Consider the following 20,834-nt stretch of genomic DNA (forward strand, 5'->3'; position numbering starts at 1 on the left):
CCGGCGGCACGCGCATCATCTGCGGGGCCGCACGCTTTGCGGATCCGCACTTTGTGCGGCACCATCGGAGACATGACCGATCCGAGCGTCCCGCGCCGCGGCGACCGGCCCACCCGGGTGCCGGTGGTGCCCTCGGTCGGCGTGCTCGCCCAGATCCGGCAGGCGCTCGACGAGGCCGAGGGCAGGGACCCCGAGCTGGCCCTCCCCTACCTGCGCGAGGCGGCCGACCGGATCACCCAGCTCATCGACGAGGCGATGGCGACCGCCGTGCTCCACGGGCAGGCCTCGCTGCGCGCGGCGGGGGCCCAGGCCGGGCTCACCGAGAACGCCGTCGGCCCGCGGCTGGCGCGGACCCACTCGCTGGCGGCGTACGCCGACGAGCGCGGCCGGGTGACCGCGTCCGCGGTCGCGCGGGCCCGCTACGACCTCGAGAACGGCCAGCCCCGCCTGCCCGCCGAGCAGCTCGAGTCGCTGCGGTTCAAGTCCCGGCGCGCGCCGGGCTGACCAGGGGCTCCGGCTCGAGGGTGCGGCGCCACAGCGGCGTGGCCGCGCCGTCGTACAGCGTGACGGTGAGGGCGCCCGACGCGGCGACCTGGAGGCTGCCGATGTGCTGGTTGTCGGGGCGCGGCGCGATCTTGACGTTCAGGTCCTCCTCCTTGCCGTGCGAGAAGACCGCGCGCGGGCCGAAGGTCGCGTCGAGCTGGTCGTCCTTGGGGGTGAACGGCGAGCAGTGCAGCGGCCCCGAGACGAACTCCCAGAACGGGTCGAAGTCGGTGAACGACGCGCGCTCCGGGTGGTAGTGGTACGCCGCCGTGTAGTGCACGTCGGCCGTCACCCACACGACATTGCGGATCCGGTACCGCTTGATCGCCGCGAGCACCCGGCCGATCTCGTGCTCGCGGCCCAGCGGCGGGCCGCCGTCGCCGTTCGAGACGCCGTCGAGGTCGTAGGTCCGGCTGGCCGGCGCCGAGAGCGGCTGGTCGATCGAGACGACCTTCCAGGTGGCGGTGGAGCGGCGCAGCCCGTCGATCAGCCAGGCCTCCTGCTCGCGGCCGAGCAGACCCGCCGCCACCCGGTCCCGTACGACGGCCGGGTCGTGGTCCGGGTTCGGCCCCCGCCAGCTGCGCATGTCGAGCAGGAAGAGGTCGAGGTGCTGCCCGCGCGGGATCCGGCGGTAGAGGCGGGTCGCGACGAAGCCGTCGCCGTCGGCCGGCACCAGGCGCTTGACCGGCACCGGCTGGTACTCCTGCCAGGCCCGCCGCCCGCGCACGGCCAGCACGTCCGCGCGACGCTCGGTGTAGGCCTCGTCGTCGATGATCTCGCCGGGCCACCAGTTGTTGCACGTCTCGTGGTCGTCCCACTGCACCGCGGTCGGCACCGCGGCGTGGAACGCGCGGGCGTTGTCGTCGTGCAGGAGGTAGCGGTGCCGGCCGCGGAACTGGTCGAGCGTCTCGGCCACGCCCAGCACGTCCTCGGTGAGCTCGTTGCGCCAGGTGGTGCCGTTCTCGGGCAGCAGCACCGTGTCGGTCATCGGCTCGTCGGCGTAGATCGTGTCGCCCACGTGGATGAAGAGGTCCGGGCGCAGGTCGAGCATCGTCCGGTACGTCGTGACGCCGCCGCGCGCCAGGTCGATCCCCCAGCCCTGGCCGAAGGTGTCGCCGGACCAGAGGACCGTCTGCGCGGCCGCGTGGATCGGCGCGGTCGCGAAGGTCAGGTGCTCGGGGGCACTGCGCTCCCCCTCGGGCGTCTCGAACCAGACCTCGGCGGCGTACTCGCGGCCGGGCGCGAGCCCGGTCAGGTGCACGCGCGCGGTGAGGTCGGCGCGCGGGTCGGTCCACGGGCCGCGGACCAGGCGCCGGTGCCGGCCGTTGCTGTGCAGGCGGACCATCATCCGGCTGGGGCCGGGCGCGCGCGACCAGAGCACGGCGGACGTCGTACCGACCTCGCCGCTGCGGGCACCGGTGGTCAGGTCGACGCGGCGCTCGACGAAGGCCGGCGTACGGCCGAGCAGGCCGAGCGCCGGGACGGACACGCCGGAGAGCCCGGCGACGATGGTGGTGCGGCGGCCCACGCGGAGCTCACCGAGGCGGTTCCGGTCATCCCAGAGCAGCGTCACGCTCGTAGCGAACCGGCCGCCGACGACGCCGTCCTGAGCACTGCGCGGCGTGATGGTGAACACCCGAGGGACGCCACCCATAGCGAGTGCGCGGGTTGGCTCGTTGGCGTGGTGTGAGTGCTCTACGGCCGGGGGGCGAGAGCAGGACCTTCGCGTTGATCGCAGTCGCCTCCGTCATCGTCATCGTCGCCAGCTTCCTTTTTCTGCGGCCGGGACCGCCCGACCGCGCCATCGACTCGACACCGCGGGCGGACGACTCCTCCTCGGCGCCGACCAGCACCCCGTCACCGGCCACGCCGGTCAAGGGCACCACGGTCGACCCGTCGGCGACGGACGCCGGACCGGGCGACCTGTTCGGCGGTCACACGTCCGGGCTCGGCGTACCGCCGGGACTGCAGGGGGCAGGCGACTACTCGCAGCTGCCCAAGCACACCCTGACCGTGCGGATGTCGACCGCCGGCACGCTCGGCACGGTCGCCTGGATCATCCCGACCAGCGTGGAGAGCCACGAGGGCACCGCGGTCGTGCGCGGCAGCACCTGGTCGTTGACCACCACGGTCTACGGCAACCCGGACTACGCGGTGGTGTTCGCCCAGCAGGGGCGGGTGGACCAGCCGGTCAACTGCACGATCACGGTCGACGGCCGGGTCACGGAGCGGCGCTCGACCAAGGGCGCCTACAGCGCGATGTGGTGCGAGGGCTAGCTCTGATTTGCGCGAGCGCGTCTTCGGCGCCGGTAGGGGCAGCAAGCTGCCGGGGGGCGCCTCTCGACGCGCTGCCGCGCGCGGGCGGGGCGGGTCTCCCGCCGCGCTGCGCTGGCGCGCGGCGGGAGACGCCCGGTGCTGACTACTTCGGGGGCATCCGGATGCCGCCGTCGACGCGGATGACCTCGCCGTTCATGTACGCATTGGTCAGGCACTCGACGACCATGCTGGCCAGCTCGGCCGGCACGCCGAGGCGCTTGGGGAAGAGCACGCTCTCGCCGAGCTTGGCCTTGAATGCCTCGGCCGCCTCGCCCTCGCCGTAGATCGGGGTGTCGATCAGGCCGGGGGCGACGGTGTTGAGCCGGATGCCGGCCGCGGACAGGTCGCGGGCGACCGGGAGGGTCATGCCGACGACGCCGCCCTTGGACGCCGAGTACGACGCCTGGCCGATCTGGCCGTCGAAGGCGGCCACGCTGGCCAGGTTGACGATGGCGCCGCGGCAGCCGTCGGCGTCGGGCTCGTTCTGGCTCATCACGGTGGCGGCCTGGCGGACCATGTCGAAGGTGCCGATCAGGTTGATCGCGACGACCTTGGTGAACGCCTCGAGCGAGTGGGCCGACTCGAGCTGGCCGTCGCGGCCGATGGTGCGCTGGGCCCAGCCGATGCCGGCGGAGTTGACCACGGCGCGCAGCGGGGCGATCTCGGCGGCGGCCTTGACCGCGCCGGCGATCTGCTCGGTGTTGGTGACGTCGACCTGGGCGAAGACGCCGTTGATCTCGGCGGCGAGGGCCTCGCCCTTGTCGGCCTGGAGGTCGGCGACGACGACGGTCGCGCCCTGGGCGGCGAGCGCGCGGGCGACCGCGGCGCCGATGCCCGAGGAGGCGCCGGTGACGATGGCAGAGGATCCGGTGAGTTCCATGGTCGGGAGCATAGGGCGGAGCCCGGCACCGTGACACCGTCGGTGTCACTGTCAGAGACGTGGGCGGCTGCTCAGAGGGCGGTGGTGCCTGCGGCCACGACCACGGCGGGGCCGGTCATCAGGATCCGGTCGTCGGCGGTCCAGCTGATCCGCAGCGTGCCGCCGGGCAGGTCCACGCGGTAGTCGGTGTCGCGCGGGGCGTCGTCGGCCAGCGCCGTGGCGACCATGACCGCGCAGGCGCCGGTCCCGCACGAGCGGGTCTCGCCCGAGCCGCGCTCGTGGACCCGCATCGCGACGTGGCGCGCCCCGCGGCGGACGACGAACTCGACGTTGACACCCGCCGGGTAGACCGCCGGGTCGTGGGCCGGCGCGGCGAGCAGCGAGCCCGCGTCGGCGAGGTCGTCGACGAAGGCGACCGCGTGGGGATTGCCCATGTCGACGTGGAGCGCCGGCCAGGCGTGGTCGGCGACCGCGACCTTGGTCTCGCCCAGGACGGCGGGCGCGCCCATGTCGACGGTGATCTCACCGTCGGCCGCTCCCCCGGCGAAGGTGAGCACCTTGACCCCGGCCCGGGTGGCGACCGGGACGGGTCCAGCCGGGTCGGCCAGGCCCTGCTCGGCGAGGTAGCGGCCGAAGACCCGGACGCCGTTGCCGCACATCTCCGAGACCGAGCCGTCGGCGTTGCGGTAGTCCATGAACCACGCGGCGTCCTGGCCGGCACCGTCGGCACCGATCGCCGCCGTACGGATCACGCGGAGCACGCCGTCGCCGCCGATCCCCGCGCGCCGGTCGCACAGCGCGCGGACCCGCTCGGGGGTCAGCGCGCCGTGGACGGTGCCGTCGGGGTCGGGCAGCAGGACGAAGTCGTTCTCGGTCCCGTGGCCCTTGAGGAAGGGGTACACGCCTCCAGCGTAGGGGGTGCGACCCCGTCGCTCAGAGGCCCTGCTCCTTCATGAACGAGTACGGGTCGACCGGCATGATCCGGCCCTCGACCACCGAGGACTTGACCGGGGCGAGGTTGACCGGGCCCCAGCGCTTCGGGCGGTGCTTGAAGAGGAAGTCGGTCCAGTCGATGTAGGCCTTGGTCATCGAGATGTCGCGGAACTCGCCCACGACGTCGTCGCTGGCCAGCGGGACCGAGCTCCAGTTGGCGCTGCCGTTGTAGACCACGCGCGCGTTGGTCCGGCCCTCGTAGACGCCGCTGATCGCCATCGCCTTGGTGTGCAGGTAGATGTCGTAGACGCCGTTGCGGTCGCGGTCGTAGGCCAGCTGGAGCTTGGCGACCTTGCCGCGGGTCAGGATCTTGTGGACGTCGCCGCCCATGAGGGCGTAGACGATCCGGATGTCGCAGCCGGCCTTGCGGAGCTGGACCAGCTTGCGGGCGAGCTTCTTGCCGCGCTCGCCGTGGATCGCGGTCTGCTGGATCCGGATCTTGGTGCGGCCCTTGAAGCCCGCCCCGCCCGTCGCGCCGCGGCAGGTGATCCGGTTGAGCCGGTACATGTCGGGGTCGCCGACCTTGGTCGGGATCGCGCCCTTGTAGGGGTAGAAGTCGACCATCTGGGTCGGGCTGAACCGGGCCCGCACGAAGGCGCGGCTGCCCTGGTTCCGGTCGAGCTTCATCTGGTTGAAGATGTTCTGGAAGGTCGTGTAGATCTTCTTGTTGTTGACCCAGGTGTAGAGGTCGTTCCACTGGTCCTCGGCGGCGACGTTGGTGGCGTTGTTGGAGCCGAACATCGTCACGTAGCTGCGGTCGTTGACCCGGCTGAAGAGGTAGAACTTCGAGTGCGGGATGCCGCGCTTGCCCCGGCACGAGCTGGAGCACTTGCGCAGCCAGCTCTGGACCGGGCGGTTCTCCTTGCCCTTGAGCACCTTGGCGACCGCGGCGGCCTCGGGGTTCGGGTGACCCGGGCCCCAGTTGACCTTGTCCATGATGATCTGGACGGCGACGCCGCGCTTGTGGGCGCGGATCAGCGACTTCATCCACGAGCGGCCGCGGATGTTCCACGCCGCCATCTGGATCACGTCACCGCGCCGGGTGCTGTCGATGCTGCGCAGGATGTGGCGCCGGATCGTGTTGGCCTTCTTGCCACCCCGGTTGTAGGGCTCGTTGAAGCGCAGCCCCGGGTTGGGCCGGTAGCTGTCGGCCTTGTTGCGCGCCGCGGGCGTCAGGGGCGCCTCGGCGAGCGGTGGCGCCTCCGCCACCGACGCCGGTACGACGACCGGTGCGGGCGCCGCGGAGGCGTCGGAGAGAGCCACGCCGGGGAGCAGGCTCACGCCCAGCACCGTCGACAGAAGCGTGCAGGTCAGGAGGCCGAGTCTCATGGAAAGCACAATCTGGGTGACAACGAAGACCGTGTCACCTTACGTGACTCACCCCGCCGGATCATCGAGCCCGCGCCGTCAGCGCCCGGGAAGCGCCCCGGAAGTGCCCCGGGTGCGACCCCGGGTGGACGCCGGGAGGGCGCAGATCAGCCCGCGGTCCGACGCGGACGCAGGCCGCTCGCTCCTAGCGTCGGGGCATGACCTCCTCACGTCAGCTGACCGTGCTCGGCGCGGTCCTCGTCGCCGCCGTCGCGTTCGCCCCGAGCCTGCTCGCCACCCTCGTGGTCGGCGACTTCTCCAGCGTCGGCGCACTGCGCGACGGGCTGCCCAGCGCCTTCGCCGAGCACTGGCGCCTCGGGGACGGCACGCTGGGCCACGCGCTGAGCCGCTCGGCCGACTACTGGGCCACCTTCCACCTGGTGAAGGCGGTCGCGGCCGCGCTCCTGCTCGCCGTCGTGGTGAGCGTCCTGCGCCGCCGGCGCCGGCGTCCCCCCGTCGCGACGGCGGGCCTGGTGCTGGTGGCCGCGGCCGCGGTGGTGCTCGTGATCGCCAACGTGCAGGGCGCGATCGCTCCCGTCTCCTCGCTGCTCTCGATGCTGCCGGCCGACGCGGTGTCGGCCGCCGCCGATGCCCGGGGGACGACGGCGTTCGACGGGCTCGTGCACGACTTCGCGGTCTACCACGCCGTGGTCGCGGTCCTCGCCGGCGCGACAGCGGTCGTGCTGGCCGTCATGGGCGTGCGCTCCTGGCGCCGGCGCGGCCGGCCGACGGCCGTCGTCGCCCTGTCCGCGGCGGTGCTGCTGGGCGTCGTCGCGCTGGCCAACACCACCACGACGATGGACCCTGAGCCGGCGCTCGTCGGCTTCCTCGACGCCGGGAGCCGGTGAGGCTGTGGCTCCGGCTCAGGCCGGCGGCGCGCCGTAGAGCCCCTGCTCGTAGCGCGGGCCGTAATAGTCGTCGAGCTCCTCGAGCGGCGTGTCCGGCCGCTCCAGCCGGTGCGAGAGGACGGCGCGGCGCGGCACCCGCGACTCCGGCTCCCAGGTCTCGGGGCGCCACAGCTGGGAGCGCAGGAACGCCTTGGCGCAGTGGAAGAAGATCGTCTCGATCTCGACGACCACCGCCAGCAGGGGCCGGTGCCCCTTGACCACCATGTCGTCGAAGAACGGCGCCTCGCTCACCAGCCGGGCGCGGCCGTTGATCCGCAACGTGTCGCCGCGGCCGGGGATGAGGAAGTTCAGCCCGACCTGGGGGTTGACCAGGATGTTGCGGTAGCCGTCGGCCCGGCGGTTACCGGGCCGCTCGGCGATCGCAAGGGTCGTGTCGTCGATGACGTGGACGAGCCGCCCCGCCGGGTCGCCCTTGGGCGAGACGTCGCACCGGCCCTGGTCGTCGGCGGTGGCGACCATGCAGAACGGCGAGGAGGCGAGCCAGTCGCGGTCGACGTCGGTCAGCGCCGCGCGCTCCTTGTTGCGCACGGCGACCGTCGGCTCGCCGAGCAGGGCGGTGAGGGCGGCGTCGTCGGTGATCTCGGTCCAGGTCTCGGCGCTCACCCGTCCAGGTTAGGCCGGTCCTCCTTCAACGCGCCGAGCACCTCGTAGCGCGCGGTGACGAAGGCGCCGTTGGGGGCGGTCTCGACCAGGCGCAGGTCCATCCGGCGCGGCAACAACGGGCGTCCGGCACCGAGCACCACGGGCGCGACCGACACGATCACCTCGTCGAGCTGTCCGGCGTCCGCGACCTGGCCGGCCAGGTCGCCGCCCCCGACCACCCACACGTCCTTGCCGTCGGCGGCCGCGCGCAGCTCGTCGAGCACGGTGGTGATCTCGCCCTGGGCGAACCGCACGTCGGCGCCCTCGGGCGTCCCCAGCGTGCGGGAGGTCATCACCCAGGTGGGCTGGGGGTAGTACCAGGGCTCGCCGTTGCGCTTGATGTTCGCCAGCACCCACTCGTACGTCGTCGAGCCCATCACGAGCGCCCCGATGGTCGCGATGAACTCGCCGTAGTTCTGGGGTCCGTGCTCGTCGAGGTCCTGGCGCATCAACCAGTCGAGCGAGTCGTCCGGGTCGGCGAGGAAGCCGTCCAGGGTGGAGGCGGTGTAGTAGACGACGCGGGTCATGCGTGCTCTCCCCTCTCGGCGCGCAGCCAGGTGATCGGGTCGCCGTCGTCGGTCTCGACTCCTGCGCTGCGCAGCAGGTGACGGGCGAGCTGCCGCCGGTGGGCGGCGAAGGTCAGGACGTGGGCGACGACGCTGCCGAGCTGGAAGCTCTCCGGCGGCTCGCACAGCGCGTCGATGAGCCGGTCGTCCCACCCGGCGCGCGCCTCGACCCCGCGGACGAACGCCAGCCAGCGGGCCGCGACCTCGTCGTGGCGCTCGAGCAGGTCGGCGGCGCTCGCGTCCGCGGGCCGCTCGGGGAGGTCGTCGCCGTCGATCGCGGCGAGCCAGACCTCCTTGGTACCGACGTGGTGCTCCAGCACGACCGCGATCGACTCCTCGGGGCCCTCCCACGCGTTCACCTCGTGGCCGGGGATCCGCACTTGGCGGAAGACCTCGTCGGAGAGCCCCTTGGCGAGCTCGAGGAGCACCCGGGTGTCGTCGAGGTCGTGCCGGACGAGCTGGTCGGTCAGCGGGTTCATGGTCTGCTCCGTGCTGTGCACCCACAGGCTCGTGGGCGGGTGGAAGTGGATGCCGTTGCCGGCCGGCAGCCAGGTGCTGCCCTCGGCGCCGCCGACGCTGCTCGGCGGGTGCCCGTAGGCCCGGGTGAACGCCCGGCTGAAGCCCTCCACCGACGCGTAGCCCGCCTCCCAGGCGGCATCGGTGACCGTGCTCCCCTGGCCCCAGCCGCCAGGCCGCACGCTCGAGCATCACCCGGCGCCGCATCGCGACCGGCGCCTCGCCGGTGTCGCGCGAGAGCACCCGGCTGAAGTGGTACGGCGACGCGTACGCGCCGTCCGCCATCTGCTCCAGCGTCCGGTTGTCCTCGTCGAGCACCGCGTCGAGGAGCTCGCGGAGGCGATCACGGCCGGTCATGGGGACCAGTGTCGTCGCTCGGGCGGGTGGGCCGCTTGACCGTTCTTGCGCAGGTCCGCTCCGCACCCCGTCAGGACCGGCCGAGCACCTCGGGCCCGAGCCAGCGGCAGGCGATGAGCGCGAGCTCGAGGTCGAGACGGTCCTCGCCGAGCGGCTTGCCGCGGGCCTCGACGGCCCGGTCCACGCGGTACTTCACGGTGTTCTTGTGCAGGTGCACCCGGGCCGCGGTGGCGACATAGCTCTCCCGCTCCTCGACGAACGCCAGCAGCGTCTCGCGCAGCCGGGCCGCGCCCTCGGAGTCGTCGGCGAGGTCGCCGAGGGTCCCGCGCACCATCCGGCGGGTGCTGGGCAGGTCGCGGGCGAGGAGGGCGGCGGCGCGCACGGTCGGGTCGTCGTACCCGATGACGTGGCCGGCGGGGAGCTGCCCGAGCTGGGCGACCTCGTGGGCGGCGGCCGCGCCGACGTGGGTGATCCGGAAGCCGGGCTCACCGGCGCCGGGCTCGCCGACCGCGACCGACACCGGGGCGCCGCACTCGGCCACGACGGTGCCGACGACGCTGAGGTCGGCCTCGGCCGTGCGCCCGATCGGCACCCACGCCCAGGCGGTCTCGCGGTCGCGCGGGACGAAGAGCGGGTGCCCGGCCGCGCCGAGCCGCTCGGCGATCCGGCCGACGGTCCGCTCGACCACGGCGAGGTCGCCCGCGCCCGCCTCGGTCCACAGCACGAGGCCCAGGTGGTGCTGGCGCAGCCGGTAGCCGAGCGCGGCCTCGGTCGCGGCCAGGTCGAGCCGGTCGTCGCGCAGCAGCGCGTCGACGGTCTCGCGCTGGACGGCGCTGCGGTTGGTCAGCCACCGCTCGCGCTCGGACTGGTAGGCGCCGATGACCTCCTCGGAGACCGCGTCGACGTACACGAACGAGGTCTCGGTGAGCAGCCGGCTCGTCTCGAGCGCCAGCACCGGGTCCGGGACCCGGCGCTCGATCTCCTCGTAGGCCCAGCGCAGGATGAGCTGCTGGCCGAGCCGGTAGGCCCGCAGCAGCGCGCTGGGCAGGGTGCCGCGCTGGGCGAGCCGGCGGGCGTACTCGACCGCCGCGGACGGCGCCTGGATGTCGGTGACCGGGACGTGCCCGCGCAGCAGGTGCGAGAGCGTCTCGAGGTTGGACCCGGCGCTGCCGTTGAGCAGGTCGACGAGGACCGGGTCGCGCGGCAGCTCGGGGATCCGCTCCCCGAACTCGCGCACCAGGAAGGCGGTCAGCTCGACCCGGCGCTCGGCGAGGAGCGCAGCGACGCCCTGGAGCTCGCTCTCCGCGTCCGGCACGGTGCGCCCCCCTTGGTCGTTGGCCCCCGAGACCAACGGTGACGGCGGTCACGCCAGGATGCCAGACCGGGACGGCGACCCGCCTTGGCCCCGGCACGCCGATTCCGGCGACCGGGTTTGGTTCCGCGCACCAAGAACCGTGGATCGGTCGCGTCCTACGGTCCCAGCATGACGCTGACCTACCTCCCCTGGCGCCGCCCCACGGCGTACGACGAGCGCCCGTGTGTCCGCGACGAGCGGACCGCGCTCGACTACCGCGGGTTCGCCGCGCGTGTCGAGGCCGCGGCCGAGCACCTCGCCGCACAGGGCGTCCGCCGCGGGTCCGTGGTCGCGGTGATGCTGCCGAACCAGGTCGAGCTGCTCGTCGTGATCGTGGCCGCCTGGCGTCTCGGCGCGGCCGCGACGCCGGTCAACCCGACGTTCACCCCCACCGAGTCCGGGCACCAGATCAGCGACTCGGGCGCGGTGCTCGTGATCGACCGCGACAACGTCGCGGACCTGCCGACCGAGCCCGCCGACACGCTGCCGCCCGCCGAGACGGCGCCGGGCGACCTCGCGCTCCTCGTCTACACGAGCGGCTCGACCGGCCGGCCCAAGGGCGTGATGCTCGACCACGGCAACCTCGCCGCGATGATCTCCGGGATGGGCGAGGGCATCCGGGCCGGCGCGGACGACCACTGCCTGCTGGTGCTCCCCCTGTTCCACGTCAACGCGATCTGCGTGAGCTTCCTGACGCCGATGTCGGTCGGTGCCCAGCTGACCGTGCTGCAGCGCTTCCACCCGGTCGAGTTCCTCGGGTCGATCGAGCGCTACCGGCCGACGTACTTCTCGGCGGTGCCGACGATCTACAGCCACCTGGTCGCGCTGCCGGCCGAGTTCACCGCCGACGTGAGCTCCGTGCGCTTCGCGATCTGCGGCGCCGCCCCCGCGCCGCCGGAGCTCTTCGCGGCCGTCGAGAAGCGGTTCGGCTTCCCCCTGGTTGAGGGCTACGGCCTCTCCGAGGGCACCTGCGCGTCGACCTGCAATCCCGTCGACGGCGTCCGCAAGCCCGGCACGGTCGGTCCCGCGCTGCCGGGCCAGCTGGTCGCGATCATGGCCCCCGACGGCGCGCTGCTGCCCGCCGGCGAGCGCGGCGAGGTCGTCGTCAAGGGCGACAACGTGATGCGCGGCTACCTCAACCGGCCCGAGGCCACCGCCGAGGCGCTCGGCGACGGCTGGCTGCACACCGGCGACGTCGGGATCCTGGACGAGGACGGCTACCTGCGCATCGTGGACCGGATCAAGGACATGATCATCCGCGGGGGCGAGAACATCTATCCCAAGGAGATCGAGAACGTCCTGCACGGCGGGACCGGCGTCCTGGAGGCGTCGGTGGTCGGTGGCGCCGACTCCGTGTACGGCGAGGTACCGGTCGCGTTCGTCGCGCCGGAGCCCGGCGCGGTGATCGACGTCGACGTGCTCCTCGCCCGCTGCCGGGAGGAGCTGACCAAGATCAAGGTCCCGGTCGTGGTCCACGTCCTGGACGCGCTGCCCAAGAACCCCGTCGGCAAGATCGACAAGCCCGCCCTGCGGGCCCGTCTCGCCGCCACGACGAGCAAGGAGTCCTGAGATGGGATTCTTCAAGCCCGAGCCGGAGCCGATGCCGCCGGCCGACTTCCTCGTGCTCCCCCTGCGGGAGCGGATCCGGGTGCTGAGCACCAACTGGGTGACCGCGGGCTTCAACACCCCGCGGATGCTCCACGTGGTCTACATCCTCAAGATGCTGGGCCTCTACTTCGCCGTCGGCCTGGCCATCACCTCCGCGACGACCGACCACGTCCACTTCACCGACCCGAGCACGTGGTTCGACAATGTCGTCGTCTACCAGAAGCTCGCGATCTGGCTGATGCTCCTCGAGGTGATCGGCCTCGGCGGCGCGTTCGGCCCGCTGTGCGGCCACTTCGTGCCGATGCTCGGCAACATCCGCTACTGGCTGCGCCCCGGCACGATCCGGATGGCCCCGTGGGGCCGCCGCGTCCCGCTGACCGGCGGCGACGAGCGCACCGTCGTCGACGTTCTGCTGTACGTCGCCGTGCTGGCCAGCCTGGTCTACCCCCTGCTCGCGCACGCCGATCCCGTGCGGCTGCTGCCGTCCGGCACCGGCCCGCAGGAGCTCGTGCCCCCGCTCGCGTTCGTCCCGATCCTGGTGACGATGCCGCTGATGGGCCTGCGCGACAAGGTCGTCTTCCTGGCCGCCCGCTCCGAGCAGTACCTGCCGATCATGCTGTTCTCGGCCACCTTCGGGGCGATCGCGCTCAGCGACGGCGCCTCCGCGGCGGACTTCGTCAACCTCGTCGTCGCGTTCAAGATCATCATCTGCATCGTCTGGATCGGCGCCGGCGTCTCCAAGATCGGCGAGCACTTCATCAACGTCGTCCCGCCGATGGTGTCCAACAGCCCGGGCCAGCTCAACGTCGTCAAGCGCCTGCACTACCGCGGCGCCCCCGACGACCTCCGGCCCAGCCGGCTCGCCTGGTTCATGGCCCACGTGGGCGGCACGACCGTCGAGATCATCATCCCGGTCGTGCTGCTGCTCACCACGAACAACACGATCGCCCTGCTCGGCGCCGTCGCCATGCTGGTCTTCCACATCTACATCACCTCGACGTTCCCGCTCGCGGTGCCGCTGGAGTGGAACGTCTACTTCGGCTACATCGCCATCGTGCTGTGGGCCGGCTTCGGCGACGGCTTCGAGGCGTCGACGTACAACATCTGGAACTTCTCCGAGCCCCTGCTGCTGATCCCGGTCTTCGCGCTGCTGCTCTTCGGCCCGGTGCTCGGCAACCTGCGCCCCGACCTCGTGTCGTTCCTCCCCTCGATGCGCCAGTACGCCGGCAACTGGGCCTCCGCCGTGTGGACCATGCGCCCGGGCATCGAGGAGCGGCTCAACGAGCTACCGCTCGTGGAGAACCAGGTCGACCAGCTCCAGCGGATGCAGCCGATGCCCTACACCGCCGACGAGGCGGAGATGACCATCCAGAAGGCGCTCGCCTGGCGCTCGATGCACAGCCAGGGCCGCGGCCTGTTCTCGGTGCTCTACGAGCACCTCGACGACATCGAGACCCGTGCGGTCCGCGAGGGCGAGTTCGTCTGCAACATCATCGTCGGCTGGAACTTCGGCGACGGGCACCTGCACGACGAGCGCCTCGTCGCCGCGATCCAGAAGCGGCTCGGCCTCGCGCCGGGCGACCTCGTGGTGGCCTACTGCGAGTCCCAGGCGACGCCCTGGAAGACCTCGCGACCCCAGCAGTACCGCGTCATCGACGCCGCGCTCGGCGTCGTCGAGCGCGGCAGCTGGGACGTGCGTGACTGCGTCAAGGAGCAGCCGTGGCTGCCCAACGGCCCGGTGCCGCTCCAGGTGAGCTGGACCGCGGACGGCTACCGTCGGCAGAGCACCCTCACCGGCGGGAAGGATCCCGTGTCGTGACCACCGCCGTCGTGGTCGGCAGCGGACCCAACGGGCTGGCCGGAGCGATCCGGCTCGCCCAGGCGGGGCTGTCGGTGACCGTCCTCGAGGCGCACGAGCGCCCCGGGGGCGGGACCCGGACCAGCGAGCTCACGCTCCCCGGGCTGCTCCACGACGACTGCGCGGCCTTCCACCCGACGGGCGTCGCCTCCCCCTTCTTCCGCTCGCTCGGGCTGGAGGAGCACGGCCTGCGCTGGCGCTGGCCCGAGATCGACCTCGCCCATCCCCTGGACGACGGCCGCGCGGGCTACGCGACCCGCTCGCTCGCGGCGTCCGCCACGGCCTCGCTCGGCGTCGACGCGGCCCGCTGGCAGCGGATCTTCGGGCCGATGGTGCGCCACTTCGACGACCTCGTCGACGAGGTCTTCCAACCGGTCGCGCACCTCCCCCGCCACCCGGTCGCCCTCGGCCGGTTCGGTGTCAAGGCACTGCAGCCGGCCACCTGGACGACGGCCCGGTTCCGCGACGACCCCGCCCGGGCGCTGTTCTCGGGCGTCGCCGCCCATGTCTTCGGCCGTCTCGACACACCCCTGTCGGGCTCGGTCGGCCTGATGCTCACCGCCACCGCCCACGCGGTCGGCTGGCCGGTCGCCGAGGGCGGCACGGCCTCGATCACCCGCGCCCTGCTCTCGGTGCTCACCTCGCTCGGCGGCACCGTCCGCACGGGGGTCCGGGTGACCTCGCTCTGCCAGGTCCGCGAGCTGACCGGCGGCGCCGCACCGGACGTCGTACTGCTGGACACGGCGCCGGCCGGCGTCCTCGACATCGTCGGCGACCGCCTGCCCTCGCGCGTGCGCCGCGCGCTCACCCGCTACACCTACGGCCCCGCGGCCTTCAAGGTCGACCTCGCGATCGAGGGCGACATCCCCTGGACCAACGAGGCCTGCCGCCGGGCGGGCACCCTCCACCTCGGCGGCACCGCCGAGGAGGTCGCCGCGATCGAGGCCGCCACCGTGCGCGGCGAGATGCCCGAGCGGCCGTTCGTGCTGCTCGGCCAGCAGTACCTCGCCGATCCCTCCCGCTCCTCCGGCACCACCCACCCCGTCTACGCCTACGCGCACGTCCCCCACGGCTACGACGGCGACGCGACCGAGGCCGTCCTGCGCCAGGTCGAGCGGTTCGCGCCCGGCTTCCGCGAGCGCGTCCTCGCCGTGGCTCCCCGCGGTCCGGCCGCGCTGGAGGCCTACAACGCCAACTACGTCGGCGGCGACATCAGCGCCGGTGCCAACACCGCGCGCCAGGTCGCCTTCCGGCCGCGGATCGCGCTCTCCCCCTACGAGCTGGGCGTCCCGGGCGTCTACCTGTGCTCCGCGGCGACCCCGCCGGGCGCGGGCGTGCACGGGATGGGCGGCTTCCACGCGGCCGAGACCGCGCTGGCGCGGCTGCGCTGAGGCGGCTCAGACCGCCCGGACCACGCTCAGCGCCCGGGCGACGCGCTCCGGGTCGTCGTGCTCGAGCCAGGTGATGCGGGGGTCGTTGCGCCACCAGGCCATCTGTCTCCGGGCGAACTGGCGCGTCGCGATCACCGTCTTCTCGATGGCCTCGGCGACCGTCATCTCCCCCGCGAGCACCGCCGCCGCCTGCCGGTAGCCGATCGCGGCCGCCGCGGTCCGGCTCTCCGCCAGGCCCTCGGCCAGCAGGCGCTCGACCTCGTCGAGCAGCCCGTCGTCGAACATCGTCCGCACCCGCAGCACGATCCGCTCCTCCAGGACGTCGCGGTCGATCGCGACGCCGAGCTGGACGGTGCGCGGGTCGGCGTACTCCTGGACGGGGAGGTGGGCGCTGAACGGCTCCCCGGTGATCTCGATGACCTCCAACGCCCGGACGACCCGCCGCCCGTTCTCGACCTCGATCCGCTCCGCCGCCGGCGGGTCGAGTGTCCGCAGCCGCGCGTGCAGGGTCGCGCTGCCGACCTCGTCGAGCTCGGCCTCCAGCCGCGCCCGGACGGCCGGGTCGGTGCCGGGGAAGTCGAAGCGGTCGAGGATCGCCCGCGTGTAGAGCGCGGACCCGCCCACCAGGACGGGCGTCGCGCCCCGTGCGCGCAGCGCGGCGATCGCCGTCCGCGCCCATCTCTGGAACTCCGCGACCGTGGCCGGGTCGCGGACCTGGAGCGTGTCGAGCAGGTGGTGCGGGATGCCGCGCCGCTCGGCGGGCGGGAGCTTCGCCGTACCGATGTCCATGCCGCGGTAGACCTGCATGGCGTCGGTGTTGACGATCTCTCCCCCCAGCGCCTCAGCGAGGTCGAGCGAGAGCGCCGTCTTGCCGCTGGCCGTGGGGCCGACGATCGCCACGATGGGGGTCGCGGGCGGGGTCGGGCTCATCGGCATGGGATTAGTGTGGCAATGACCCACTCGGGAGCCACCCCGGGCCACGACGCGAGGAGACCGCCATGGGATTCATGGACAAGCTGAAGGGCGCGAAGGACACCGTCACCGACAAGGTCGGCGACGCGGTCGACAAGCACGGCGACAAGATCGAGTCCGGGCTCGACAAGGCCGCCGACTTCGTCGACGACAAGACCAAGGGCAAGTACCACGACAAGATCGAGTCGGCCACCGACAAGGCCAAGGACGCACTCGGCAAGCGGGGCGAGGACGACACCCCCGCGTGAGACCGATCCTCTAAGGTGACACCGGTGGCTCAGGTCGGGTCGCCGGACACTCACCTCTGGGGGTTTCTCGTGGGCTTTCTCGATGACGCCAAGGACAAGCTGAGCGACGCGGTCGACAGCCAGGGCGACAAGATCGGCGACGCGGTCGACAAGGCTGCCGACTTCGCCTCCGACAAGACCGGCGGCAAGTTCGACGACAAGATCGACCTCGGCGCCGACAAGGCCAAGGACGCGCTCGACAGCCTCGACGGCAAGAACGACGACATCAGCTGATCGTCCCCACCGACGACCGGCAGAGAGCACCTCGGTGACCGTTCAGGACCCCGCCACCGGCAAGACCCGATTCGTGGTGGTTCCCGCCTCCTACGTCTTCCTCCTCCGCGAGGACCCGGACGACACGGACGGCACGGGCACCGAGGTGCTCCTCCAATTGCGCCAGAACACCGGCTACATGGACGCCCACTGGGCCGCCGCCGCGGCCGGCCACGTCGAGCGCGGCGAGACCGCCGAGGCCGCCGCCCACCGCGAGGCCCTCGAAGAGGTGGGCGTCACCGGACTCGACCTCGTGTTCGCCACCGCGATGCAGCGCACGGCCCACGACCTGCCCATCGACGAGCGCATCGACTTCTTCTTCACCGCCCGCTCCTGGTCCGGCGAGCCGCGGATCGTCGAGCCGGCCAAGTGCGCGGACCTGCGCTGGTTCCCGCTCTCCGCGCTGCCCGACCCGCTCGTCCCGCACGAGGCGGTCGTGCTCGCCGGCCTGCGCCGCGGCGACCTGCCGGCGCTCTCGCACCACGGCTTCTGACGGCTCCTGCCCGACTGGGATCCGCGTGAGCGGATACCTCTCCTCCAGGTGCTCCCCAGAGAGGAAGTCATGGACGAGAAGCTGCCACCGCGCCCCGAACCCGCGACCGAGCCTCCCGAGCCTCCTCCCGGCGGGCCGAACCGGATCGAGGGCGTCGGCGGGGACGGCGCCTTCAGCACCGAGTCGCGCGACCTCGACCCCCGGAAGAACCCGGCGACCGACGGCGAGCTGCCCGCCGAGACGCTGACCGGCGAGGACACCGAGACCGAGGCCACCAAGGGCAACCCGGAGGTGCCCCCGGAGGAGGAGTCACCCGCGTAGGAGCCGGGTCTCCAGCCGGGTCTCGACCGCGCCGCCCGCCGCACCCCGCTCGACGAAGTACGCCGCCTTGCCGGCCTGCTCCGTCAGCGCCTCGACCAGCTCGGTCCCGCGGTAGTGCAGGCCGACGCCGTCGTCGGTCGCGTAGCCGGCCGGCAGCACGCCGTCGCCGATCAGCTGCTGGAACAGCGGGCGCCGCTGCTCCTCGGAGTCGTAGTGCACGCCGTTGGAGTAGGGCACCAGCCCGAGCCCGTTGGTGATCGGGCGCAGGTCGGGCCCGAACGAGTCGGTCGTGCCGCCGGTGTGCCAGCAGATCGATCCGGCCGAGACCCCGGTCAGCACCACGCCGGCCTCCCAGGCCTCGCGCATCGCGGCGCCGACACCGTGCAACTCCCACATCGCCAGCAGGCCCGCGACGCTGCCGCCCCACACCCAGATGACGTCCTGGGCGAGCAGGTGCGCCCGGACGTCGGCCACGTTGGGCATCGTGAACAGCGAGAGGTGGTTGCCGTGGAAGCCCGCCTCCTGGGCCATGTCGTAGAAGTCGCGCAGCACCGCGGGCTGGTCGCCGCACGCGGTCGCGAGGAAGCAGACCCGCGGCGCCCGGCCCTCGACGCCGGCCAGGTCGACGGCGTACCGGGTCAGGGGACCGACGGACCAGCGGTTGCGGGCGCTGGGGACCACGCCCCCGGAGGTCGCGAGGATGGTCGGCGCGTCGGCGGGCACGTCGTACCGCCTCAGCCGCAGACGGGGGCGTCCGGCAGCGGCGCGGGGACGCCGATCGACGGCATCCCCAGCCCGACCCCGGCGGTGGCGGGCGCGGGCGTCGTCGTACGGCGCTCCCACGCGTCGCCCGAGCGGGTACGACGCAGCGCGCGCACCGGACCGTCGGCGACCAGGTGGTGCGGCGCGGCATAGGTCACCTGGACCGTCACCATGTCGCCGGGCCGCGGCGCGCCGTCGACCTGCGAGAAGTCGGCCTCGAAGTGCACGAGCCGGTTGTCGGGCGCACGCCCGGACAGCCGGTGGGTGGCGGCGTCCTTGCGCCCCTCGCCCTCGGAGACCATGAGCTCGAGCTCGCGCCCGATGAGGCGCTTGTTCTCGTCCCAGGTGATCTCGTTGACCAGCTCGACGAGCCGGTTGTAGCGGTCGGTGACGTCGGCCTGGGCGACCTGGTCGGGCAGGGTCGCGGCCGGCGTACCGGGGCGCTTGGAGTACTGGAAGGTGAACGCCCCCGAGAACCGCGCCTCCCGGACGACCTTGAGGGTCTCCTGGAAGTCCTCCTCGGTCTCGCCCGGGAAGCCGACGATGATGTCGGTGGTGATCGCCGCGTCCGGCAGCGCCGCACGGACCCGGTCGATGATGCCGAGGAACTTCTCCTGGCGGTAGGACCGGCGCATGTCCTTGAGGACCTTGGACGAGCCGGACTGCAGCGGCATGTGCAGGCTCGGCATCACGTTGTGCGTCTCGGCCATCGCCTCGATGACGTCGTCGGTGAACTCGGCCGGGTGCGGGCTGGTGAACCGCACCCGCTCCAGCCCCTCGATCGCGCCGCAGGCCCGCAGCAGCTTGGAGAACGCCTGCCGGTCACCGAACTCCACGCCGTAGGCGTTGACGTTCTGGCCCAGCAGCGTGACCTCGGAGACCCCCTCGGCGACGAGCGCCTCGATCTCGGCCAGGATCTCGCCCGGCCGCCGGTCCTTCTCCTTGCCCCGCAGGCTCGGCACGATGCAGAACGTGCACGTGTTGTTGCACCCCACGCTCACCGACACCCACGCGGCGTACGCCGACTCGCGCTTGGTCGGCAGCGTCGACGGGAACACGTCGAGCGACTCGAGGATCTCGACCTGCGCCTCCTCCTGCACCCGCGCCCGGTCGAGCAGCGCCGGCAGGGAGCCGATGTTGTGGGTCCCGAAGACGACGTCGACCCACGGCGCCCGCTTGACCACGGTGTCGCGGTCCTTCTGCGCCATGCAGCCCCCGACCGCGATCTGCATCCCGGGCCGCTTCGCCTTGATCGGCGCCAGGTGCCCGAGGTTGCCGTAGAGGCGGTTGTCCGCGTTCTCCCGCACCGCGCAGGTGTTGAACACGACGACGTCCGCCTGCTCCCCCTCGGGGGCCGCGGCGTAGCCGGCGTCCTCGAGCAGGCCCGAGAGGCGCTCGGAGTCGTGCACGTTCATCTGGCACCCGTAGGTGCGGACCTCGTAGGTGCGGGGCTGGGCTGCAGTGCTCATGACCGCTCAAGCGTACGGCGCAGGAGGTCCATCGGAGAAAGCGCAGGAGCACACCGTGGAGCTCCCCGAGAAACGTCGCCGACCTGATGCGCGCGGACCGGCACCCGTGCTGGCTGACCCTGCTGGGACCGGACGAGGCCGCCACCTTCGACGACGTCGCGCGCGCAGCCGGCCTCGAACCCCTCGGCAAGCGCTGGCACGAGATGGACCGGGCCGGCGCCGCGTCGTTCCTCACCGCGCTGCTGCACCGCAGCCTCGCCTACCGCGCCGAGCTGATGCGGGAGCAGACCGCGGCCTGGCTGACCGCGCAGTTCCTGGATGCGGTCGGGAGCCACGGATCTCGCTTCGCCGCCAACAGCGCCGACCTCCCCGGCACGTCCCCCTTCGGCTGGGAGTCGGCCACCGAGTACACGATGGACGCAGGCCTCGTCGCCATCGGCGCCGAGGGGGCCGCCCTGTACTGGGTCGCCGACGAGGACTGAGCTCGCTGACCGTGACGCCAGGAGCGAGGCGTCACCCGCTCGGCCCCGCCCAGTAAGGTCGGGCCCATGCCCGACACCGCGTCCCCCGGCTTCGTCGCCCGCCACAACCAGGTGGTCGGCAGCATCCTCAGCATCGTGGCGCTGCTGGCGTCGGTCGGCATGGGCGCGGGCCTGATGTTCGGCACCGAGACCCGCGGCGTCTCCGCGATCCTCACCGTGCTCACCGTCGCGGGCGGCGCGTTCACGCTCCTGCTCCTCGGCATCGGCGCCACGCTGCGCGCGATCACCCCGGCTGAGCAGTGGGAGGGCGAGGAGGACGACTGGCGCCGGAGCATGGGCCTGCCGGCCCTCGCCGACGCCCCGCCCAGCTCGGGCAACCGCCGCGTCGCGCTGTACGCCGCCCTGGCGATCCTGGTCGGGCTGACGCTGAGCGTCGTCCCCGACATCCTCTGACGAGCGTCCCGAGCGCCCCGAG

23 protein-coding genes are annotated in these 20,834 nt (G+C 72.6%); 12 read left to right on the forward strand and 11 right to left on the reverse strand.

What is annotated here, in order from left to right; all coding sequences use genetic code 11:
- The first annotated feature begins 72 nt into the window (after window positions 1-72).
- Entirely contained in the window at window positions 73-504 is a 432-nt protein-coding gene (locus CCO04_RS06385) for a hypothetical protein (RefSeq protein ID WP_215813283.1), read from the forward strand.
- On the opposite strand, the gene CCO04_RS06390 is transcribed toward CCO04_RS06385, so the two are convergent.
- On the reverse strand, window positions 479-2,116 hold the full coding sequence (locus tag CCO04_RS06390; RefSeq protein WP_215813284.1) for an alkaline phosphatase: 1,638 nt from the start codon (window positions 2,114-2,116) through the stop codon (window positions 479-481). The genes CCO04_RS06385 and CCO04_RS06390 overlap by 26 nt on opposite strands.
- Before the next feature lie 155 nt (window positions 2,117-2,271).
- On the opposite strand from CCO04_RS06390, the gene CCO04_RS06395 reads away from it, so the two are divergent.
- Window positions 2,272-2,820, forward strand: coding sequence for a hypothetical protein (locus CCO04_RS06395; protein ID WP_215813285.1), 549 nt, complete (start codon window positions 2,272-2,274; stop codon window positions 2,818-2,820).
- A 142-nt stretch (window positions 2,821-2,962) separates the two neighbouring features.
- Here the strand turns inward: CCO04_RS06395 and CCO04_RS06400 are convergent, their stop codons facing one another.
- The 3 genes from CCO04_RS06400 to CCO04_RS06410 all read right to left on the reverse strand — a co-directional run bounded on the left by CCO04_RS06400 (window position 2,963) and on the right by CCO04_RS06410 (window position 6,061).
- A complete protein-coding gene (locus tag CCO04_RS06400) occupies window positions 2,963-3,739 on the reverse strand; it encodes an SDR family NAD(P)-dependent oxidoreductase (RefSeq protein WP_215813286.1) in 777 nt (258 codons plus the stop codon).
- A gap of 71 nt (window positions 3,740-3,810) precedes the next feature.
- Entirely contained in the window at window positions 3,811-4,641 is an 831-nt protein-coding gene (dapF, locus tag CCO04_RS06405) for a diaminopimelate epimerase (RefSeq protein ID WP_215813287.1), read from the reverse strand.
- A gap of 31 nt (window positions 4,642-4,672) precedes the next feature.
- Window positions 4,673-6,061, reverse strand: a complete 1,389-nt coding sequence (locus CCO04_RS06410) for a phospholipase D-like domain-containing protein (RefSeq protein ID WP_215813288.1) — start codon at window positions 6,059-6,061, stop codon at window positions 4,673-4,675.
- 197 nt (window positions 6,062-6,258) lie between these two features.
- On the opposite strand from CCO04_RS06410, the gene CCO04_RS06415 reads away from it, so the two are divergent.
- The gene (locus CCO04_RS06415; protein ID WP_215813289.1) at window positions 6,259-6,948 is read left to right on the forward strand and encodes a hypothetical protein; all 690 of its coding nucleotides are present in this window, start codon (window positions 6,259-6,261) and stop codon (window positions 6,946-6,948) included.
- Window positions 6,949-6,963: 15 nt separating this feature from the next.
- Here the strand turns inward: CCO04_RS06415 and CCO04_RS06420 are convergent, their stop codons facing one another.
- The 4 genes from CCO04_RS06420 to CCO04_RS06435 form a co-directional block, all read right to left on the reverse strand.
- Window positions 6,964-7,611, reverse strand: coding sequence for an MSMEG_1061 family FMN-dependent PPOX-type flavoprotein (locus tag CCO04_RS06420; RefSeq protein ID WP_215813290.1), 648 nt, complete (start codon window positions 7,609-7,611; stop codon window positions 6,964-6,966).
- On the reverse strand, window positions 7,608-8,177 hold the full coding sequence (locus CCO04_RS06425; protein WP_215813291.1) for a dihydrofolate reductase family protein: 570 nt from the start codon (window positions 8,175-8,177) through the stop codon (window positions 7,608-7,610). The genes CCO04_RS06420 and CCO04_RS06425 overlap by 4 nt, the downstream gene beginning before the upstream one ends.
- On the reverse strand, window positions 8,174-8,914 hold the full coding sequence (locus tag CCO04_RS06430; protein WP_215813292.1) for a DinB family protein: 741 nt from the start codon (window positions 8,912-8,914) through the stop codon (window positions 8,174-8,176). Before CCO04_RS06430 ends, CCO04_RS06425 begins: the two co-directional genes overlap by 4 nt.
- A gap of 245 nt (window positions 8,915-9,159) precedes the next feature.
- Window positions 9,160-10,404, reverse strand: a complete 1,245-nt coding sequence (locus tag CCO04_RS06435) for a CdaR family transcriptional regulator (RefSeq protein ID WP_215813293.1) — start codon at window positions 10,402-10,404, stop codon at window positions 9,160-9,162.
- Between the two features lie 168 nt (window positions 10,405-10,572).
- Between CCO04_RS06435 and CCO04_RS06440 the strand changes: the two genes are divergently transcribed.
- The 3 genes from CCO04_RS06440 to CCO04_RS06450 are packed head-to-tail and all read left to right on the forward strand — an operon-like array spanning window position 10,573 to window position 15,300.
- Entirely contained in the window at window positions 10,573-12,012 is a 1,440-nt protein-coding gene (locus CCO04_RS06440) for a class I adenylate-forming enzyme family protein (RefSeq protein ID WP_215813294.1), read from the forward strand.
- 1 nt (window position 12,013) lies between these two features.
- Complete coding sequence (locus CCO04_RS06445) at window positions 12,014-13,870, forward strand: DUF3556 domain-containing protein (protein ID WP_215813295.1); 1,857 nt, start codon at window positions 12,014-12,016, stop codon at window positions 13,868-13,870.
- Window positions 13,867-15,300 (forward strand): NAD(P)/FAD-dependent oxidoreductase, encoded by a 1,434-nt coding sequence (locus tag CCO04_RS06450; protein WP_215813296.1) that lies wholly within the window; start codon window positions 13,867-13,869, stop codon window positions 15,298-15,300. The genes CCO04_RS06445 and CCO04_RS06450 overlap by 4 nt, the downstream gene beginning before the upstream one ends.
- A 6-nt stretch (window positions 15,301-15,306) precedes the next feature.
- Here CCO04_RS06450 and miaA read toward each other — a convergent pair whose 3' ends face one another.
- A complete protein-coding gene (gene miaA / locus CCO04_RS06455) occupies window positions 15,307-16,230 on the reverse strand; it encodes a tRNA (adenosine(37)-N6)-dimethylallyltransferase MiaA (protein WP_215813878.1) in 924 nt (307 codons plus the stop codon).
- Window positions 16,231-16,298: 68 nt separating this feature from the next.
- Between miaA and CCO04_RS06460 the strand changes: the two genes are divergently transcribed.
- The 4 genes from CCO04_RS06460 (at window position 16,299) to CCO04_RS06475 (ending at window position 17,646) form a co-directional block, all read left to right on the forward strand.
- On the forward strand, window positions 16,299-16,520 hold the full coding sequence (locus tag CCO04_RS06460) for an antitoxin (RefSeq protein ID WP_215813297.1): 222 nt from the start codon (window positions 16,299-16,301) through the stop codon (window positions 16,518-16,520).
- A gap of 69 nt (window positions 16,521-16,589) precedes the next feature.
- Window positions 16,590-16,793 (forward strand): antitoxin, encoded by a 204-nt coding sequence (locus CCO04_RS06465; protein ID WP_215813298.1) that lies wholly within the window; start codon window positions 16,590-16,592, stop codon window positions 16,791-16,793.
- Between the two features lie 34 nt (window positions 16,794-16,827).
- Entirely contained in the window at window positions 16,828-17,325 is a 498-nt protein-coding gene (locus CCO04_RS06470) for an NUDIX domain-containing protein (protein WP_215813299.1), read from the forward strand.
- Window positions 17,326-17,394: 69 nt separating this feature from the next.
- Entirely contained in the window at window positions 17,395-17,646 is a 252-nt protein-coding gene (locus CCO04_RS06475; RefSeq protein ID WP_215813300.1) for a hypothetical protein, read from the forward strand.
- Here CCO04_RS06475 and CCO04_RS06480 read toward each other — a convergent pair.
- Complete coding sequence (locus CCO04_RS06480) at window positions 17,635-18,369, reverse strand: peptidase E (protein ID WP_215813301.1); 735 nt, start codon at window positions 18,367-18,369, stop codon at window positions 17,635-17,637. The two genes, CCO04_RS06475 and CCO04_RS06480, sit on opposite strands and share 12 nt — an antisense overlap.
- An 11-nt stretch (window positions 18,370-18,380) precedes the next feature.
- Window positions 18,381-19,877, reverse strand: a complete 1,497-nt coding sequence (miaB, locus tag CCO04_RS06485) for a tRNA (N6-isopentenyl adenosine(37)-C2)-methylthiotransferase MiaB (protein WP_215813302.1) — start codon at window positions 19,875-19,877, stop codon at window positions 18,381-18,383.
- Window positions 19,878-19,963: 86 nt separating this feature from the next.
- Here miaB and CCO04_RS06490 point away from each other — a divergent pair, with 86 nt between their 5' ends.
- Window positions 19,964-20,359, forward strand: a complete 396-nt coding sequence (locus tag CCO04_RS06490; RefSeq protein WP_215813303.1) for a hypothetical protein — start codon at window positions 19,964-19,966, stop codon at window positions 20,357-20,359.
- Between the two features lie 66 nt (window positions 20,360-20,425).
- A complete protein-coding gene (locus CCO04_RS06495) occupies window positions 20,426-20,812 on the forward strand; it encodes a hypothetical protein (protein WP_215813304.1) in 387 nt (128 codons plus the stop codon).
- The last annotated feature ends 22 nt before the right edge of the window (window positions 20,813-20,834 follow it).

The sequence above is a fragment of the Pimelobacter sp. 30-1 genome (genome assembly GCF_018831735.1).
In the GTDB taxonomy this organism is placed as follows: Bacteria; Actinomycetota; Actinomycetes; order Propionibacteriales; family Nocardioidaceae; genus Nocardioides.

Coding starts and splice junctions, on each gene's coding strand:
- CCO04_RS06400 (WP_215813286.1), bottom strand. CDS start 3,739: ATGGAACTCACCGGATCCTCTGCCATCGTCACCGGCGCCTCCTCGGGC.
- miaB (WP_215813302.1), bottom strand. CDS start 19,877: ATGAGCACTGCAGCCCAGCCCCGCACCTACGAGGTCCGCACCTACGGG.
- CCO04_RS06445 (WP_215813295.1), top strand. CDS start 12,014: ATGGGATTCTTCAAGCCCGAGCCGGAGCCGATGCCGCCGGCCGACTTC.
- CCO04_RS06425 (WP_215813291.1), bottom strand. CDS start 8,177: ATGACCCGCGTCGTCTACTACACCGCCTCCACCCTGGACGGCTTCCTC.
- miaA (WP_215813878.1), bottom strand. CDS start 16,230: ATGAGCCCGACCCCGCCCGCGACCCCCATCGTGGCGATCGTCGGCCCC.
- CCO04_RS06415 (WP_215813289.1), top strand. CDS start 6,259: ATGACCTCCTCACGTCAGCTGACCGTGCTCGGCGCGGTCCTCGTCGCC.
- CCO04_RS06440 (WP_215813294.1), top strand. CDS start 10,573: ATGACGCTGACCTACCTCCCCTGGCGCCGCCCCACGGCGTACGACGAG.
- CCO04_RS06410 (WP_215813288.1), bottom strand. CDS start 6,061: ATGAGACTCGGCCTCCTGACCTGCACGCTTCTGTCGACGGTGCTGGGC.
- CCO04_RS06385 (WP_215813283.1), top strand. CDS start 73: ATGACCGATCCGAGCGTCCCGCGCCGCGGCGACCGGCCCACCCGGGTG.
- CCO04_RS06495 (WP_215813304.1), top strand. CDS start 20,426: ATGCCCGACACCGCGTCCCCCGGCTTCGTCGCCCGCCACAACCAGGTG.
- CCO04_RS06475 (WP_215813300.1), top strand. CDS start 17,395: ATGGACGAGAAGCTGCCACCGCGCCCCGAACCCGCGACCGAGCCTCCC.
- CCO04_RS06460 (WP_215813297.1), top strand. CDS start 16,299: ATGGGATTCATGGACAAGCTGAAGGGCGCGAAGGACACCGTCACCGAC.
- CCO04_RS06490 (WP_215813303.1), top strand. CDS start 19,964: ATGCGCGCGGACCGGCACCCGTGCTGGCTGACCCTGCTGGGACCGGAC.